Origin of the sequence: Sneathiella sp., assembly GCF_041689005.1 — a bacterium.
Taxonomy (GTDB): Bacteria; Pseudomonadota; Alphaproteobacteria; order Sneathiellales; family Sneathiellaceae; genus Sneathiella.
This window is the reverse complement of the sequence record NZ_JBDNHC010000047.1, coordinates 15,098-29,402: the sequence shown is the minus strand read 5'-3', so window position 1 is coordinate 29,402 and position 14,305 is coordinate 15,098. Positions and strand designations below refer to the sequence as shown.

At 54.9% G+C, this 14,305-nt stretch carries 11 protein-coding genes, 1 tRNA gene and 1 pseudogene; 6 read left to right on the top strand and 7 right to left on the bottom strand.

What is annotated here, in order from left to right; translation table 11 throughout:
- Positions 1-25 precede the first annotated feature (25 nt).
- Positions 26-709 carry a flagellar hook assembly protein FlgD gene (locus ACESNI_RS05660; RefSeq protein WP_373085536.1) on the bottom strand — a complete coding sequence of 228 codons (684 nt, stop codon included), beginning with the start codon at positions 707-709 and terminating at the stop codon, positions 26-28.
- A gap of 44 nt (positions 710-753) precedes the next feature.
- Positions 754-2,247, bottom strand: a complete 1,494-nt coding sequence (locus ACESNI_RS05655; protein ID WP_373085535.1) for a flagellar hook-length control protein FliK — start codon at positions 2,245-2,247, stop codon at positions 754-756.
- Positions 2,248-2,808: 561 nt separating this feature from the next.
- Here ACESNI_RS05655 and flgK point away from each other — a divergent pair.
- The 5 genes and pseudogenes from flgK to ACESNI_RS05630 form a co-directional block, all read left to right on the top strand.
- The gene (gene flgK, locus ACESNI_RS05650) at positions 2,809-4,902 is read left to right on the top strand and encodes a flagellar hook-associated protein FlgK (RefSeq protein ID WP_373085534.1); all 2,094 of its coding nucleotides are present in this window, start codon (positions 2,809-2,811) and stop codon (positions 4,900-4,902) included.
- 10 nt (positions 4,903-4,912) lie between these two features.
- Positions 4,913-5,872, top strand: a complete 960-nt coding sequence (locus ACESNI_RS05645) for a flagellin (protein ID WP_373085533.1) — start codon at positions 4,913-4,915, stop codon at positions 5,870-5,872.
- 61 nt (positions 5,873-5,933) lie between these two features.
- Positions 5,934-7,061 carry a tRNA 2-thiouridine(34) synthase MnmA gene (gene mnmA / locus ACESNI_RS05640; protein ID WP_373085532.1) on the top strand — a complete coding sequence of 376 codons (1,128 nt, stop codon included), beginning with the start codon at positions 5,934-5,936 and terminating at the stop codon, positions 7,059-7,061.
- Between the two features lie 109 nt (positions 7,062-7,170).
- Positions 7,171-7,247: transfer RNA gene (locus ACESNI_RS05635), tRNA-Met, on the top strand.
- Positions 7,248-7,480: 233 nt separating this feature from the next.
- A pseudogene (locus tag ACESNI_RS05630) lies at positions 7,481-7,774 on the top strand (thiolase domain-containing protein); the annotation flags it as partial.
- Here the strand turns inward: ACESNI_RS05630 and ACESNI_RS05625 are convergent.
- Together ACESNI_RS05625 and ACESNI_RS05620 are read right to left on the bottom strand one after the other, a co-directional pair.
- A complete protein-coding gene (locus ACESNI_RS05625; RefSeq protein ID WP_373085560.1) occupies positions 7,773-9,698 on the bottom strand; it encodes a tetratricopeptide repeat protein in 1,926 nt (641 codons plus the stop codon). The pseudogene ACESNI_RS05630 and the gene ACESNI_RS05625 overlap by 2 nt on opposite strands.
- 139 nt (positions 9,699-9,837) lie before the next feature.
- A complete protein-coding gene (locus tag ACESNI_RS05620; protein WP_373085531.1) occupies positions 9,838-10,152 on the bottom strand; it encodes a putative quinol monooxygenase in 315 nt (104 codons plus the stop codon).
- Positions 10,153-10,331: 179 nt separating this feature from the next.
- Between ACESNI_RS05620 and ACESNI_RS05615 the strand changes: the two genes are divergently transcribed.
- The gene (locus ACESNI_RS05615; protein WP_373085530.1) at positions 10,332-11,531 is read left to right on the top strand and encodes a CaiB/BaiF CoA transferase family protein; all 1,200 of its coding nucleotides are present in this window, start codon (positions 10,332-10,334) and stop codon (positions 11,529-11,531) included.
- A 10-nt stretch (positions 11,532-11,541) separates the two neighbouring features.
- Here ACESNI_RS05615 and ACESNI_RS05610 read toward each other — a convergent pair whose 3' ends face one another.
- The 3 genes from ACESNI_RS05610 to ACESNI_RS05600 form a co-directional block, all read right to left on the bottom strand.
- Positions 11,542-12,096 (bottom strand): molybdopterin-guanine dinucleotide biosynthesis protein A, encoded by a 555-nt coding sequence (locus ACESNI_RS05610; protein ID WP_373085529.1) that lies wholly within the window; start codon positions 12,094-12,096, stop codon positions 11,542-11,544.
- 59 nt (positions 12,097-12,155) lie between these two features.
- Positions 12,156-12,638, bottom strand: coding sequence for a VOC family protein (locus ACESNI_RS05605; RefSeq protein WP_373085527.1), 483 nt, complete (start codon positions 12,636-12,638; stop codon positions 12,156-12,158).
- A 70-nt stretch (positions 12,639-12,708) separates the two neighbouring features.
- Positions 12,709-14,259 (bottom strand): benzoate-CoA ligase family protein, encoded by a 1,551-nt coding sequence (locus ACESNI_RS05600; RefSeq protein WP_373085525.1) that lies wholly within the window; start codon positions 14,257-14,259, stop codon positions 12,709-12,711.
- Positions 14,260-14,305 lie beyond the last annotated feature (46 nt).

The window sequence follows — 14,305 nt, the reverse complement described above, 5'->3', positions numbered from 1 at the left end:
GCGAAGCGTGCTGGGTTAGCCGCGCTCAAGCGGACGGTTCATCTGTGATTTCTACTGAGGTGATATAGTCTAGGCTGACTTTGACACCGCCGACGTTGAGGACGGGTTCGCCGTTCACGGTTTCAATGCTTGTCGCCACGCCCTTGAAGTTATGGGAAACATTAACGACGCTGCCACCTGCGGATTCTGCCGTAACGGTAAGGTAATATTCGCCATCACCTGCCGCGGCCCCGTTGCTTTTCGTGCCATCCCAAGTGAATGTCTGTTTGCCAGATGGCGCGCCATCGGTCGTTTCCGTATAAACCTTGATGCCGTTCTTGTCATAGATGTCATAGGTCGCCGTCGCGGCACTTGATCCCAGATCTATGTTCCAGGAAGCATTCCCGCTGCTGAGGGCGCCAACGTTGAGATTGGTGCCGACGGTCTTGCCCAGATAGTTGACCATCGTCGCGGCCTGACTATTCTGCTGGCTGATCTGTTGCAACTGTACCAAGGCCTCAAGGTTCTGGTTCGTGGCAATCGATTGTTCGACATTGGTGAAATTCACCAACTGGTTCGTGAACTCCGTCGAATCTGTTGGATTGAGGGGGTCCTGATTTGTCAGCTGTGTTGTCAGCAGTGTCAGAAAATCATCGAAATTGCTGGCAAGATTTTTGGACGCTGCATTGGCATTTGACGTGCTGGCCGCGGTTGTCTGTCCTACTTCCATCTGCTTATCCTTATTGTCGTAAAATAGAAAACTCTTGTCATTGTTTAAACCTGGATGTCGAGGTTGCTGTTACTCGCAGAACTGCTCCTGGGCACGGGCATATTGCTCACCTGCGGGCTGTCCAGTTCCGCCATGTCCGGTATCTGGAGATCAGCGTTGGCAAAACGGGGATGTTGATTATGCCCCTCCTGCCGCAGTCCGAAATTCAGACTGTTCGACCCGGTCTGGAAACCGGCGTCCTGAAGGGATCGTTCCAGGGTTCGCGCATCCCGTTGCAGCATATCCAGCGTATGTTGCTTATCGACGGAGACTGTTGCAATCACCCGGCCGTCATGACCGATTTCAAGCTTGACATCGACACGACCGAGCTCCGATGGGTGCAGGTTGATCTTGATATGGTCTATCCCCTCTTTGGCGGCGGCGCTGAAATGGGTCGAAACCTGATCAGCAACCGGAAGCTGTCCGGCCATCCGCGCGGCGTTTGTTGCCTGGGCGGCCGTGCTTGCCGCTGTCGCGTCAACACCCTGGATGGCGCCGGTATGGGCGCCCGATAACGCGTGGGTTAGGCCGTCCGCGGCAACGGGTTGCGCGGCGGTTCCGGGGGTCGCCGGGGTCTGTCCGCCGAGGGCGTCCGGCAGGGGGGCGCCTGTCAGTAACGTCCCGTTGGCCGCAGGTGTGGCTCCGCTGGTGAGAGAGGCGGAGACAAGATTGGTACTGGAGGCAAGGACGGATTGGAATGTCTGCTTCGGTGCTGTCGAAACCAGGTTAATCTTGCCTTTCCCCTCATGCAGCATTTCAGCAACCTTGGCGGAAAGTATGTCCTTGTCAGTTTTCGCGGCCGCCTCGGTTTTTAGGCCTGCGTTGGCGTTCTCTGCCGCAATTGCCGGAGTGGCGGCGGCTCCCGTTTCAGATTTCAGGGCGGCAGCCTTGGCGGTTTTTTCTGGCTGTTGAGCCGCGCCTTGTGCAATTTTTGAGGCAGCGTCGGTTGTCGCTTCCTTTGTTGCAACATCCATGGTCAATACGGAAGATTTTACCTTGGCGGCCTCGTTGGCGGCGGTGGCAACCTGCTGTGTCTCCCCTGGGCTTGCGGTCGCTGCCAGCCCAATCGCTGCGGCCGCGCCCGATGCGGATTGGAACGCAGTATCAGCCTTTCCGCTTTGACCGGCAACCGTTGTGTCCTGTTGGGAAGCAGGCGGGCCCGATGCAACAGGGTCGGCGGTTTCTTTATTGGCGGTCGATGTATTCTGCGATACGGCTGTGCTATCTTGAGCTATGTCCGCCCGCTCGGCTAGCGAAGGAGTATCGGAACCTTTATCTCTCGGAGGAATAGAATTGGGGTCGGTTTTTTCATGATAGCCCGGCAGATCGGCGCGGGCATCGACATGACGTGCATCGTCATCGTCGCCCTTCGCGCGCCGCTCGTCTGTTGGCGCGGGGTCTGTCAGGAACTTTGAAAATTCCTCGGTATCCTTCGCCCGTGAGGGCGGATCCCGACGGATTGATTCCGTGGTCATCCCGATGATTTGGCCAACATCCATAGCTTTATCTCACATTCTGCTCAAAATTTGCCCATAGGGCGCTTTGTCCTTCCCTGTGAAGCAAGCTTTGGGCCAGTTTCTGACGCAGACAATATTTCAATTAAAACAATGAATTAAAGATATATCGCTTATTTCCGTGATGGCTTGAATGCGGACAAATCGGCAATTACCTCCCTCCTGTACAGACGAATTTGCCGAGCGAATTTTGGCTTTCCGGCTGCTGGAGAAAGGCATTTTCGAGTGAGCCGGGTTCTGGTCGCTTCACAGCCCCCTATTAATAAAGAGGCGATTGCGGACCTATTATTCGATCCCAGAGACCCCACTCTGGAAAGTTGGCATTGATATTGCTCATTAACATCTGAAGATCCCTTACCGGGATTCTAAATGTGAGCTGAAATTTTTGGTAAAATGAAAATACAGATGAAAAAACAACAAGTTAAATGCGGCTTCCGCGAAAGAGTAAAGCGCGCGGTACGGTTCGGGCACCCGGTACCTTTTGCCCTGTCCCGGTTGTTTTTTCCGAATTCCGGTGAGACGTTTCAGTCCCTGAGGAGCAGTTAGATGAGCTTGAATGCAATTTTGAACACCGGCGTGACGGGCATGTTGAGCCATCAGGCGGCCCTCAATGTCACATCGAATAACATCGCCAACGTTCAGACTGAAGGCTATGCACGCAAGAGCGTCAGTTACAGTTCTCTTGCGGTCAATGGAATGGGCGCAGGGGTCGAGGTATCAGAAATTCGCCGCATCACGGATGAATTTATTGCCAAGGAACTGCGGCTCTCCACGGCCGGGTCTGAACAATATAAGGCGATGTCCGAGATTCATACCCAGCTGCAATCCCTTTTGGGGGACCCGGCGGATAACAAGTCCCTGACCGGAAAGCTCGATAGCCTTAATGCGGCCTTTGCAGCCCTCTCTGTCGATCCGACAATGTCGGTTTCGCGATCGGCGGCGCTGGCCGAGATCGGGAATTTCGGGATTGAGACGGACCGTCTACTCACTCAAATCCAGTCGCTGCGCAAAGAGGCGGACACCCATATCTCTGAGGAGGTTAAGATCGTCAATGATGCAATCCTGCGCATCAACGATCTTAATATCGAGATCAAGTCGGCAACGCAAAGCGGGCAGCCCACCGGTGAGCTTATGGATCAGCGGGATCAGTCATTGACGGCCATTTCCAAGATCATGGATATCAAAACCTATCCGATGACTGATGGCGCGATTGCCGTTGTGACAGATGCCGGACAGCAGCTTCTTGATTTTCAGCCACGGCAGCTTGTTTATTCACCGGCCAGCGTCGTTTCGACCCAGACCCAATTCGACCAGATTAGCCTCAATGTCTATGACACGTCGACAAAGACTGTTGCCGCGACCGGTCTTGCGCTCGATCCTGAATTGCAAAGCGGGTCTTTACGGGGCTGGCTGGACATGCGCAATACGGAACTGCCGAATATCGCGGCGCAGATCGGCGCCCTGGCGTCGGGTGTGGCCGAACAGTTCAACGCCATCCATAACGACAATATCGCGGTGCCGCCGCCAGCGACCTTGACCGGCCGGAATACCGGGCTTGTCGCCAGCGATCCCCACGGCTTCACCGGTCAGGCAACATTTTACAGCTTCGATGCCAGTAATAATATCCAGTCATCCTATACCGTTGATTTTGATAATCCGGGGACCACGACGCTGGCCGATGTTGTGGCGGAGGTCAACGGCGGCCTCGGGGCGGGGACGCTGACCCTTGCAAACGGTGTCCTCGGCATGTCTGCACAGGGCGGCGCAACCGGTGTTGGTATCGCTCAGGAAGCGGCCAGCCCGTCTGCGCGCGGGGGGCGAGGTTTCTCCCATTTCTTCGGCATGAATGATATGATTTCAACGAAAGTCGACACCTCTTTCGATACTGGGTTCACCTCTGCAAACAGTCACGGCTTTACCGGGACTACGGCACTTGAATTGCAGGGCCCGAACGGACAGAAACCGGTTTCCTTCATTCTGGACTTTGGGGCTATCGGCGGAACCATGGCCGATGTGGTGACGGAACTTAACGCCAATCTCGCGCCTTATACGACGGCCTCCCTGGATGCCGATGGCGCACTCGCCTTTACCAATGCACCGGGCCTCGGTGGCTATCGTTTGAATGTTGTCTCCGACAGTTCAGACCGGGCGGGTACCGACGTTGGATTTTCGGAAATGTTTGGGGTCGGGGAGCGGTATCCGGCGGATGCCGGGCTCGAATTTGCAGTTGTGGCGGATGTTGCGGCCAATCCCCAACGTCTGGCGACGGCCAAAATCGATCCGGGCGGAACACCTGCGGTCACGCAGGCCGATAACCGGGGCGCGCTCGCATTTCAGGATATTGCCTCCCAGTCCTACGCCTTCGAAACTATCGGCGGACTGACCGGTTCCACTGTCTCGTTGAATGATTATGCCGCGCAGGTTCTGGCAAGTGCGGGCTTGAGCGCGGCCCGTGCCGACAGCCTGCAAAGCGACCGCGAGGCCCTTGTCGGTGCCCTGCAAAATCGGCTTCAGGAAGTCGCAGGAGTGAATATGGACGAAGAACTTGCCAATCTGATTATTTACCAGAATGCCTATAACGCCTCTGCCCGTATCATTACGACGGCCCGTGAGATGTATGACATTCTGATGAACATGTAGGAGAAAAAATATGACGAGAGTTTCGAGTTTTCAGCAAAGCCAGGTGCTTCTGAATGAAATGCTGTCGAGCCAGAAAAAAGTTTCTCAGGCCCAACTGCAGGTATCGACTGGCCATGTCGCGGAATATTACAAAGATATTCACATGGATATCACAAACCTCGCGGGGACCAAATCGCTTCTGTCCCGTCTGACCCAACATCAGGCGAACAACAGCCATATCATGAACCGCCTTTCCAGCTATGATCAGGCAATGGCCGGGATTGAAACCTCGGGAAATGATGTCATGTCGGCGGTTATGGGGGCAATCGGTACGACCTCCACGCAAGGGCTGTATGAAACGGTTGAGGGCGCCTTCGATAATGTCCTCAATTTTCTCAACAGCCAGAATACCGAAGGATATCTGTTTGCCGGCTCCAATCAGGATGAAGCGCCGGTGAGTATTACCTCCATCGATGACCTGCTGACGGCGGCCGAACCGCCGACGGATATTTTCCGTAATAACAGTTTGAAATCATCTGTCCGCATTGATGAAAACAGGACATTGGAAGTGGGGGTCCTGGCCGATGATCTCGGGCTAGAAATTATGACCGCCTTCCAACGGTTTGCCATGTGGAAAAACGGCATCGTTCCGACGACAGCGCCGGTTCCTGCCGGTCCCTCCGGCAATCTGGCCTCGCCGCTCAGTCAGGAGGATCAGAACTTTCTGATCGGGGAAATCCCGAACCTTGAGCAGTTGATCGACAGGATAAGTGGCTTTCGCGGGGACAATGGTCTCAATCAGAAAACCGTGGATGCTGCACAGGAAGGTCTCGCCCTGCAGGTCGATCAGGCAAAGGAATTCATCAGCAATATCGAGGATGTGGATGCGGCGGAAGCAATCGCCAATCTCAACCAGCGTAATTTCGCGCTTGAGGCGTCCTACAACGTCTTGAGCCAGATAAGCCGTCTCAGTTTGCTGAATTTCCTGTAATCCGCTCGGCGTTTGCGCCGAATTGCTTGCATATTGCGCCGTGCAGCCTATATTGCGCGCCATGAATTCACTTGGATTTGATACTCCGCCGGAGGATACCCGCATTGTTGTCGCCATGTCTGGTGGCGTCGACAGTTCGGTGACGGCTGCGCTTCTGAAGGACGAGGGGTATGACGTTGTCGGCATCACGTTGCAGCTTTACGATCACGGCGTTGCCGTCCAGAAAAAAGGCGCGTGCTGCGCCGGGCAGGATATCCATGATGCCCGCCGGGTCGCCGAAGCCATCGGCATTCCCCATTATGTCCTTGATTATGAGAGTCGTTTTCAGGATAGCGTGATGGAGGAATTTGCTGACAGCTATCTCCGCGGTGAAACGCCGGTGCCGTGCGTGCGCTGTAATCAGACCGTGAAATTCCGCGACCTCCTCGAAACATCTCGGGACCTCGGCGCCGTCGCTCTGGCGACAGGTCATTACCTGCGCCGTGAACAGGTCGCAGGCAAGGCACAGTTATATAGGGGCCGCAATACCGGCAAGGATCAAAGTTATTTCCTGTTCGCGACGACCCAGCAGCAGGCGGATTATTTACGTTTTCCCCTCGGTGATCTGACGAAAGAGCAGACGCGGGCGCTCGCCGATAAATACAATCTGGCCGTTGCCGCGAAACCGGAGAGTCAGGATATCTGTTTTGTGCCCAACGGCAATTACGCGCAAGTGATTGAACGGTTGCGGCCGGGGGCGGGTGTGGATGGCGATATTGTCGATCTCGACGGGGCTGTTCTCGGCCATCACACAGGCATCATTAATTACACCATCGGCCAGCGCCGCGGCCTCGGGGTCGCTACGGGAAGTCCGCTCTATGTCGTTCGGATTGATCCGGGTCGCAATCGGGTGATTGTTGGTCCGCCAGAGGCCTTGCTCGTTGCCAAGCTGACATTACGGGATGTTAACTGGATCGGTGATGAAGCGCTCGGGCTTGACGGCCGTGAGGTGACAGTTAAGGTCCGCTCGACCCAGGAACCCTTTGCGGCGACTGTCTACGGGGCGGCAAACGGCTGGGCCGAGGTTCATCTGGCCGATCCGGAGGGCGGTGTTTCGCCGGGACAGGCCTGCGTGATGTATGATGGCGACCGGCTTCTTGGCGGTGGCTGGATTGCGGGAACGGAACCCCCGCTCAGGCTGGCCTCCTGATCGCGCGGCGAGGCAGACAAATCTGATTTCCCGGCTTGACAGGGCAGCGTAAAGACCCTAAAAACCGGGCTTCGAAATGCCCGCCTGTGCAATTTGGGTAATTTCCTGCGGCTCCTTAGCTCAGTTGGTTAGAGCGGTGGAATCATAATCCATGTGTCCCCAGTTCGAGTCTGGGAGGAGCCACCATTACCCCCCTTGGTTAGAAGGTGTTTTTCGAACTTTCACTCTTTCGCTTCAAATATATCCACGTGTCCTGTGCCGGTTTTTGTGCGAACTACGCACGTTTCACGTGAAACATTTCTCATCGCCGCCTCTCCCGGCTTCGATGACATAGCGATTGAAACCTGTCCGAGGCTTTGCTACGGTCACGGGACATACATGTTGCCCTGCATTAAAAATAATAAAAAGGGAGCCGCCTCATGACAATCAACGGAAAAGCCTATATCGCCGGTGCCTATGAGCATCCGAGGCGAAAGGCGGTGGACAAATCCCTCGCCCAACTCCATGCGGAAGTCGCCAAAGGGGCGCTGGACGATGCGGGCCTGACCACGGATGATGTCGACGGTTATTTTTGTGCCGGCGACGCTCCTGGCCTCGGCGGAATGTCGATGGCGGATTATATGGGATTGAAGCTCCGGCACATGGATAATACGGAGACGGGCGGATCGTCCTATGTTGTGCATGTCGGTCATGCGGCGGAGGCAGTCGCGGCTAGTTGGCTTTTACCTGGCCGATCCTGTCATTGTCATTGGCATAGACATAGTGTGCCTGCGCATCCGTCGCCTGTTCGGTCACGACCGGAAGCCCGGATTTTGACCATTCGAGCTTATAGACGATCTTTTCGGCGGTGATAGGACGATCAAGGGCGTCTGTCTCAATGACCCTTGCGCCATCGCGGGTAAATCTCTCCGTTTTCGCGCCGCGTGTTCGGGTCCAACCAACAAGCTTTCCCGCGGCGTCATACTCATAGTCGTCGCGCCAGTTCCTGTCCGCAAATATCTGCGGATCGATATAGCGACCCTTGGTCTCCGGGCTCCGGTGGTCGATCATCACGATTTGCTTCTTGTCATTATATTTTCTCACCTGATTGGCGGGAAAAAGGAAATTGATGAAGGACGGTGCGGAATAATAGGTGCCGTTATTGACAAAGGCCCCGATCTCAACCCGGCTTGTGGTGATGTCAGCCTGCTCCGGCGCAGGAAACGGCGCGTGCCAGGGAACAGTGATTTCAACAACGCTGCCACTTTCATTTTTCGGCGTTATGGAAATTCGCTTTTTATCCCCCCGGAGCACGACCCACCGATATTCAAGCTTCTGGTTGGGCGGTCCTTGTGTCTTTTCCGCGCTGACGACAAGCTTCGTCTCCAGGGCACTGGACCTGACCGCACGGGAGATGGCGGTAGGCGTTGAAAATAACGCCTCGGGACGGAAGGTGCTGAAATCGTCTATACCTTTTTCAGGTTCGCTCTCGGAGACAATCGAAAGTTGCACGATCGGCGGCACGTCCTTTATCTCAAGCTTCTGTGCCATTTGCACCATTTTGCCAAGATCAATATTGAGGCTGTCAAAAACCGGCGGTTGCGCCTTGTAGGTCAGGTAATCCTCCGGATTTTTAACGGAAACCTGTCCCTCGCGAAATATCATCTGCACGGTCGGCATGATCATCCGGTTTTTCTTCAGATATTCCTTCACCTCAGGCTTAAAGGCGGCGAGGATGCTGGCAACCGCATTGAGAAATGGCCTATCGGAGCCTGATTTCCCCTTGGAGATAATCATGTACGGGGTGTTGGCACTCAGGATATCGCCGTGCTTTATCCCATAGTCCGCGACCGCCGGATACACATACAAATGATTTGAGACATATTGCAAAAATAATTTATTTGCGCCGAACGGCAGGGTTGTCGCAAGCCGTCCCTGGCTACGCCAGAACTTGCCCTTCGTTACCGCCGTCGACGAATTTCCGATGGTGATGGAATTGAACAGGATTTTTGTATTTACCCCGTAGTCGATCCCGGCGTCCTTCGCTTCCCGGCTATACTCAATAAAGCTAAACTGCGGATATCTGGATATCTTGATAGCAGAATGCCCGCGATCGCGATTGTCATAGAGGTCACCATGATTTCCGGCGGCCGATCCGCGCTGATACCATTGGGTCAACAGGTTGGCAACGGGGTCCGTTCCGGTTTGCACGGTACTGGGCGTACTCGTCGCATTGAACTTGAATTCGCTGATCAGGGTCCCGATACGCGGGTTCCAGATGGTGTTCGCGGGGCTGACAAGAGCTTGAGAGTTCTGAATTGGATAAGGGCCAAACTTGATGCCAGGGTCGCCAGTTTTTTCCGCATTGTTTTTAATGATTTTTTCGGCCAGTTCCTGAAATCGCGGAGAGTCCCTCAAAGATTTCAGATTCGGATCTGTTTGCAGGAGCTTAGAATTGCGAAAGCCCTTGTCGATGGCAACCGACAGCGTATCCAGAGCCTCGTCCGGCTTGTTGCGAGCCGCGAGCAAGGTTGCCAGCAGATAGTAATTCTGGTCCCGGCCCGGATATTCCGAAATTATTTTGCGAAGAGATTGCTCAGCATCTTCAAACTCGCCTTTCTTGATGGCGGCGAAGGCAAAGACCAGCTTTTCCGACATCGCCGGCATGTCGAAGACATTGAAAGCGGTACCCTCCGGACCGGGCGATTTCTGTTCTTCAGACATCGCCCGGACGGGCGTCAGGCTGATGACAGCCAGACAGACAAAGATTTGAAGGGCGCGCGCACGCGCCGTTCGGTTAGGCGGGAGAGAGAACATGAATTACCCGGCTTTCAAGCATATCCTTGGTTTTGGCGCCATAGGCCTTCATATGAGCAGAAGTGGCATGGGCCATCAGGGCATCAATGTTTTCCCATTTTTCAATAACGGCAAAAGAGTTTTCCCCGATTTTGGTCTGGAACCCGCCTACACCTTCCATGTCAATAACGGCATTATACTCGATACAGCCCTGTTCGGCCTGAACAGCAGGAACGTTGGCTTTGAACGCGGCGAGGACTTCCTCCAGTTTACCGGGTTTTGCGGTGATCATTGCGATGATATTGACAGAGGACATTTTTGCTTCCTTCTTTATGATTATTGCTTTCAGTCGAATTCTACAGCATACCCTAGAGGTATGGCCATGATAAACCATGGTATTTTTTTATTTTCTGATGGCGGTGGCGCATCTTCCCGTCGAAGGTGAAATAGAAGTAAAATCATACATGCGCCGCAAGATGAATAAGGAGTATTGCCATGCCGGGACCATTCGCCGGAATCAAGATCATTGACCTGACAACCATGATTTCGGGGCCGTTGGCAACAATGATCCTGGCGGATCAGGGCGCGGATGTCATCAAGGTGGAAGCGCCGGGCGGCGGTGACTACGGGCGCCATGTGGCGACACGCCGCAACGGGTTCTCTGCCTCGTTTGTCAATAACAACAGAAACAAGCGATCCATTGTTCTTGACCTGAAAAATCCGGACGGGATTGCGGTATTTGAAAAGCTGGTTGCGACCGCCGACGTGGTTGTCCAGAATTTCAGGCCCGGCGTTGCCGAGCGCATGGGCATTGGCGAGGCCCGCACCCGCGCGATCAACCAAAAGATTATCTATGTTTCAATCTGCGGGTTCGGGTTTACCGGTCCTTACGCCCAGAAGCCGGTATTTGACCCGCTTATCCAGGCCGTTTCCGGCCTGACTAGCGTACAGGCCGGATCGGATGACCTCCGGCCAAAACTGGTCAGGACAATTCTCCCCGATAAACTGACCGCCATACAGGCATCGCAGGCAATTGCCGCGGCTCTTTTTGCGCGCGAACGGACAGGTGAGGGGCAGCATGTTGAGCTATCAATGCTGGATACACTCGTCTCGTTCCTTTGGAGCTCCGATATGGGCGGTCATACCTTTGTCGGCGAGGAGACGGCGACGGAGGTTGCCCAATCTTTCATCGACCTGATTTATGAGACGAAGGACGGCTATATCAGTGTTGCGGTCATGCTGGATAAACACTGGAAGGGGTTCGCCATGGCCGTGAAAAAGCCTGAATTGGTTGAGGATGACCGGTTCCGGACACCGGAGGGGCGGGAGGTCAACAAGGATATTCGCACCCGCCTGATGCAGGACCTGATGCAGTCCTTTACGACGGCTGAACTGATTAGCAGTTTCGAAGGCCATGATGTTCCTTGCGCGCCGGTTCTCACCCGAACTGAAATGCGCACTCATCCGCAGGTGCTTGCAAATGATATTATTATCGAGAGCGATCATCCGGAGGCGGGACGGTTGCGGCAGGCGCGCCAGCCCGCGCAATTTTCCAGAACCCCGGCCGAGCTAAAGCGCGGGGCGCCAGTCTATGGCGCCCATACCCATGAAGTCCTGCAGGCGGCCGGATATGAGGTTAATGAGATTGCTGCCTTGGAACAGGCCGGGGCGGTGTGGCAGGGAGACAGCGATTAAGCCTGGGTGACTAGCTGCATTTTTTGTTGCTGACCGGGTATATCTTGATTTGGTGAGTGAAGTTATCTCCATCGCTGAGCGTAACAGATTCGACACTCAGCAAGGCCAGCAAATCCAGAAATGTCAGGTCTTCGGGTGCTCCTGTCTCCTCGAATATCGGGGTCGTCCGGGCGCTGTTGGTGAGATCAGCAAGCAATGCCCGCGCCCGATATATGGTTTTAAGATACCCGTCGATCTTGGCGACGATGATCAGCTTCTGTGATTCCTCGCCTTTGGCAAAAACGGAGTAGGCCGCTTCATAGGGGCGGGTTGCCATGCCTTCCTTGATGCCGATGACAAAGCCGATCCGTCGGCGCTTGTCCATGTTTTCCAGCGGGGGAATCCGTGCGCAATAGATTTCCGTTGAATCCGGGGCCGGATAGTAATAGCCGATATACCGGTCCTCCGCCGCCTCCGCCGGACCCGAAATCACCGCCATAAGCGCCACAAGCGCAAAAAACACACCCCAACCATTCCGTGCCGACACCATCAACCGCGATCCCCCAAAGCTATTCAGTCGGCGCATAGCTTATTTGCAAAAGCCCCGTATGGCCAGTTGGAAAATGCTTTGTTGGAGCAAAGGGATCAGGCAGGATGCGCGGCTGTCCAGTCGGACAGGATACTTTGGGCATCAGCTTCGGCGGTTTTGGCGTCCTTCGTTTTTCCGGGAACTTTTGCGGTCAATTCTATGACATACCCGTTCGGGTCACGGAAATAAATGGAATGAATAAAGCCATGGTCGGAGATGCCACGCGGGTTAAACCCCATTTCCTTACCCTTGGCGAACATTTCGTGAAGGCTATCCATCTCAACCTCAAGGGCAATATGAAGATCAAAGTCATGCTGGTCCTTGAACTCGAAGGACTGGTACGGGGCCTCAAAAAAGGCGAGGAATGAGCCATCGTCCATGCGATAGAACGAGTGGAGGACCTCCGTCTTGCGGCCTGATTTCGTTTCGCCGATGGGGAAGGCATCGGCAAGCGGCAGACCCAGAAAATCCTCGTAGAATTTGCGGGTTTCTTCCGAGTTGCGGCATCGATAGGCGTTGTGGTGAAGTCCCTTGATCATGTTACGCTCCTGTTCCCGTTATGCGCTCCCGAACCATATTTGGCCATTTCGGGTGTGAATTCAAGCGGCGCTAATCGCGGAGCTTGTAGCGCTGGATTTTACCCGTTGCGGTCTTAGGCAATTCATCGACAAACTCGATCCAGCGCGGATATTTAAATGCCGCGAGTTTGGACTTGGCATAGATTTTCAGCTCTTCCGCCAACGCCTCGCGGTCGGCGGTCGGGTCGCGCGGAACGATCACCGCCTTCGGCTTGATCAGTTCATCGGCGTCCGCTTTACCAACGACGGCGACTTCAAGGACTGCCTCATGCTCGATCAGGGCTGCCTCCACCTCGAACGGGGAAACATAGATGCCGCCCACCTTCAGCATGTCATCCGTGCGCCCGCAGTAAATGAAATATCCGTCCTCATCCTGCCGGTATTTATCACCCGCCCGCGTCCAGGGGCCGTGAAATGTCTCGCAGCTTTTGTCGCGCTGGTTCCAGTACATCAACCCGCTGGACGGGCCAGAAATTTCAAGCGCGCCCATTTCCCCTTGGGCAACGGCGCGGCCGTCATCGCCGGTAAGCCGTATGGTGTATCCGGTGACCGGCTTGCCGGTGGAGCCCGGCCGCACATCGCCGGGCCGGTTCGAGATGAAGATATGAAGCATTTCCGTGCTGCCAATCCCGTCGAGAATATCGGCGCCCACCTGTTTCTGCCAGCGGCTAAGAAGATCCGCAGGCAGGGCCTCGCCCGCCGAGGTGCAGAAACGCAGGCTATGCTCTCCCGCTTTGGGGAGAAGGCCGCTCGCCAGCAACATGCCGAACAGGGTTGGAACGCCGTAAAAAATCGTTGGTGCCTCAGTGCGAAGAATTTTGCAGACCGCCTCCGGTGTGGGCGGGCCTTTCAGCAGGACCACCGTCGCGCCAACGGAAAAGGGAAATGTCAGGCCGTTTCCAAGCCCATAGGCAAAGAAGAGCTTGGCCGCGGAAAACATAATATCGTCTTCCTGAATGCCAAGGGTTTGCCGTGCGTATAAATCCGCGGTTGCGGCCAGATTGCTATGAAGATGAACCGTTCCCTTCGGGCGTCCCGTGGTCCCCGAGGTATAAAGCCAGAAACACATGTCATCGGCTTTGGTTTGCACGGCGGTGAAGGCGTCGCTTTGGCGGGCCAGCAATGTTTCAAGGCTCATGTCATCGCTGGCGTCGCCATCCGAAATAATGACGGATTTCAACGCGGGATGGCTATCGAGGTGCGATTGAAACAGGGGCATCAGGTCGCTTGAGACAAACAGACCCGTCGCCCGGCTGTCCTCAAGGATATAGGCGCAATCGGCCTCGGTCAGGCGAGTATTGATCGGAACCGGGATCACTCCGGCCTTGATGGCGCCGAGAAAGCAGACAGGAAAATCGATGGAATCATTGAGACAGAGGACAATGCGTTGCTCAGGCAGGATCCCAAGCTCACCAAGAGCATTGGCAAAGCGGTTGATTGCATCGTTCAGCGCCTGATAGCTGTGGGTGCCGCCAGAATCGATGACAGCGGTCTTGTTGCCCCGCCCCGCCGCCAGGTTGTGATCGATCAGCTCGACAGCCGCATTGTAGAATTGTGCTCTGTCCGTATCGCTGGTTGCCATATTCCCCTCCCCAGAGTTTCAAAGACCTGTCATTTATGCCCGGATT

What these genes read in the sequence shown, in the direction of transcription:
- ACESNI_RS05605 (WP_373085527.1), bottom strand. Translation starts at nt 12,638, where the DNA reads ATGATCAAGGGACTTCACCACAACGCCTATCGATGCCGCAACTCGGAA.
- ACESNI_RS05655 (WP_373085535.1), bottom strand. Translation starts at nt 2,247, where the DNA reads ATGGATGTTGGCCAAATCATCGGGATGACCACGGAATCAATCCGTCGG.
- flgK (WP_373085534.1), top strand. Translation starts at nt 2,809, where the DNA reads ATGAGCTTGAATGCAATTTTGAACACCGGCGTGACGGGCATGTTGAGC.
- ACESNI_RS05625 (WP_373085560.1), bottom strand. Translation starts at nt 9,698, where the DNA reads ATGTCGGAAAAGCTGGTCTTTGCCTTCGCCGCCATCAAGAAAGGCGAG.
- ACESNI_RS05645 (WP_373085533.1), top strand. Translation starts at nt 4,913, where the DNA reads ATGACGAGAGTTTCGAGTTTTCAGCAAAGCCAGGTGCTTCTGAATGAA.
- ACESNI_RS05620 (WP_373085531.1), bottom strand. Translation starts at nt 10,152, where the DNA reads ATGTCCTCTGTCAATATCATCGCAATGATCACCGCAAAACCCGGTAAA.
- ACESNI_RS05660 (WP_373085536.1), bottom strand. Translation starts at nt 709, where the DNA reads ATGGAAGTAGGACAGACAACCGCGGCCAGCACGTCAAATGCCAATGCA.
- ACESNI_RS05610 (WP_373085529.1), bottom strand. Translation starts at nt 12,096, where the DNA reads ATGCGCCGACTGAATAGCTTTGGGGGATCGCGGTTGATGGTGTCGGCA.
- mnmA (WP_373085532.1), top strand. Translation starts at nt 5,934, where the DNA reads ATGAATTCACTTGGATTTGATACTCCGCCGGAGGATACCCGCATTGTT.
- ACESNI_RS05615 (WP_373085530.1), top strand. Translation starts at nt 10,332, where the DNA reads ATGCCGGGACCATTCGCCGGAATCAAGATCATTGACCTGACAACCATG.
- ACESNI_RS05600 (WP_373085525.1), bottom strand. Translation starts at nt 14,259, where the DNA reads ATGGCAACCAGCGATACGGACAGAGCACAATTCTACAATGCGGCTGTC.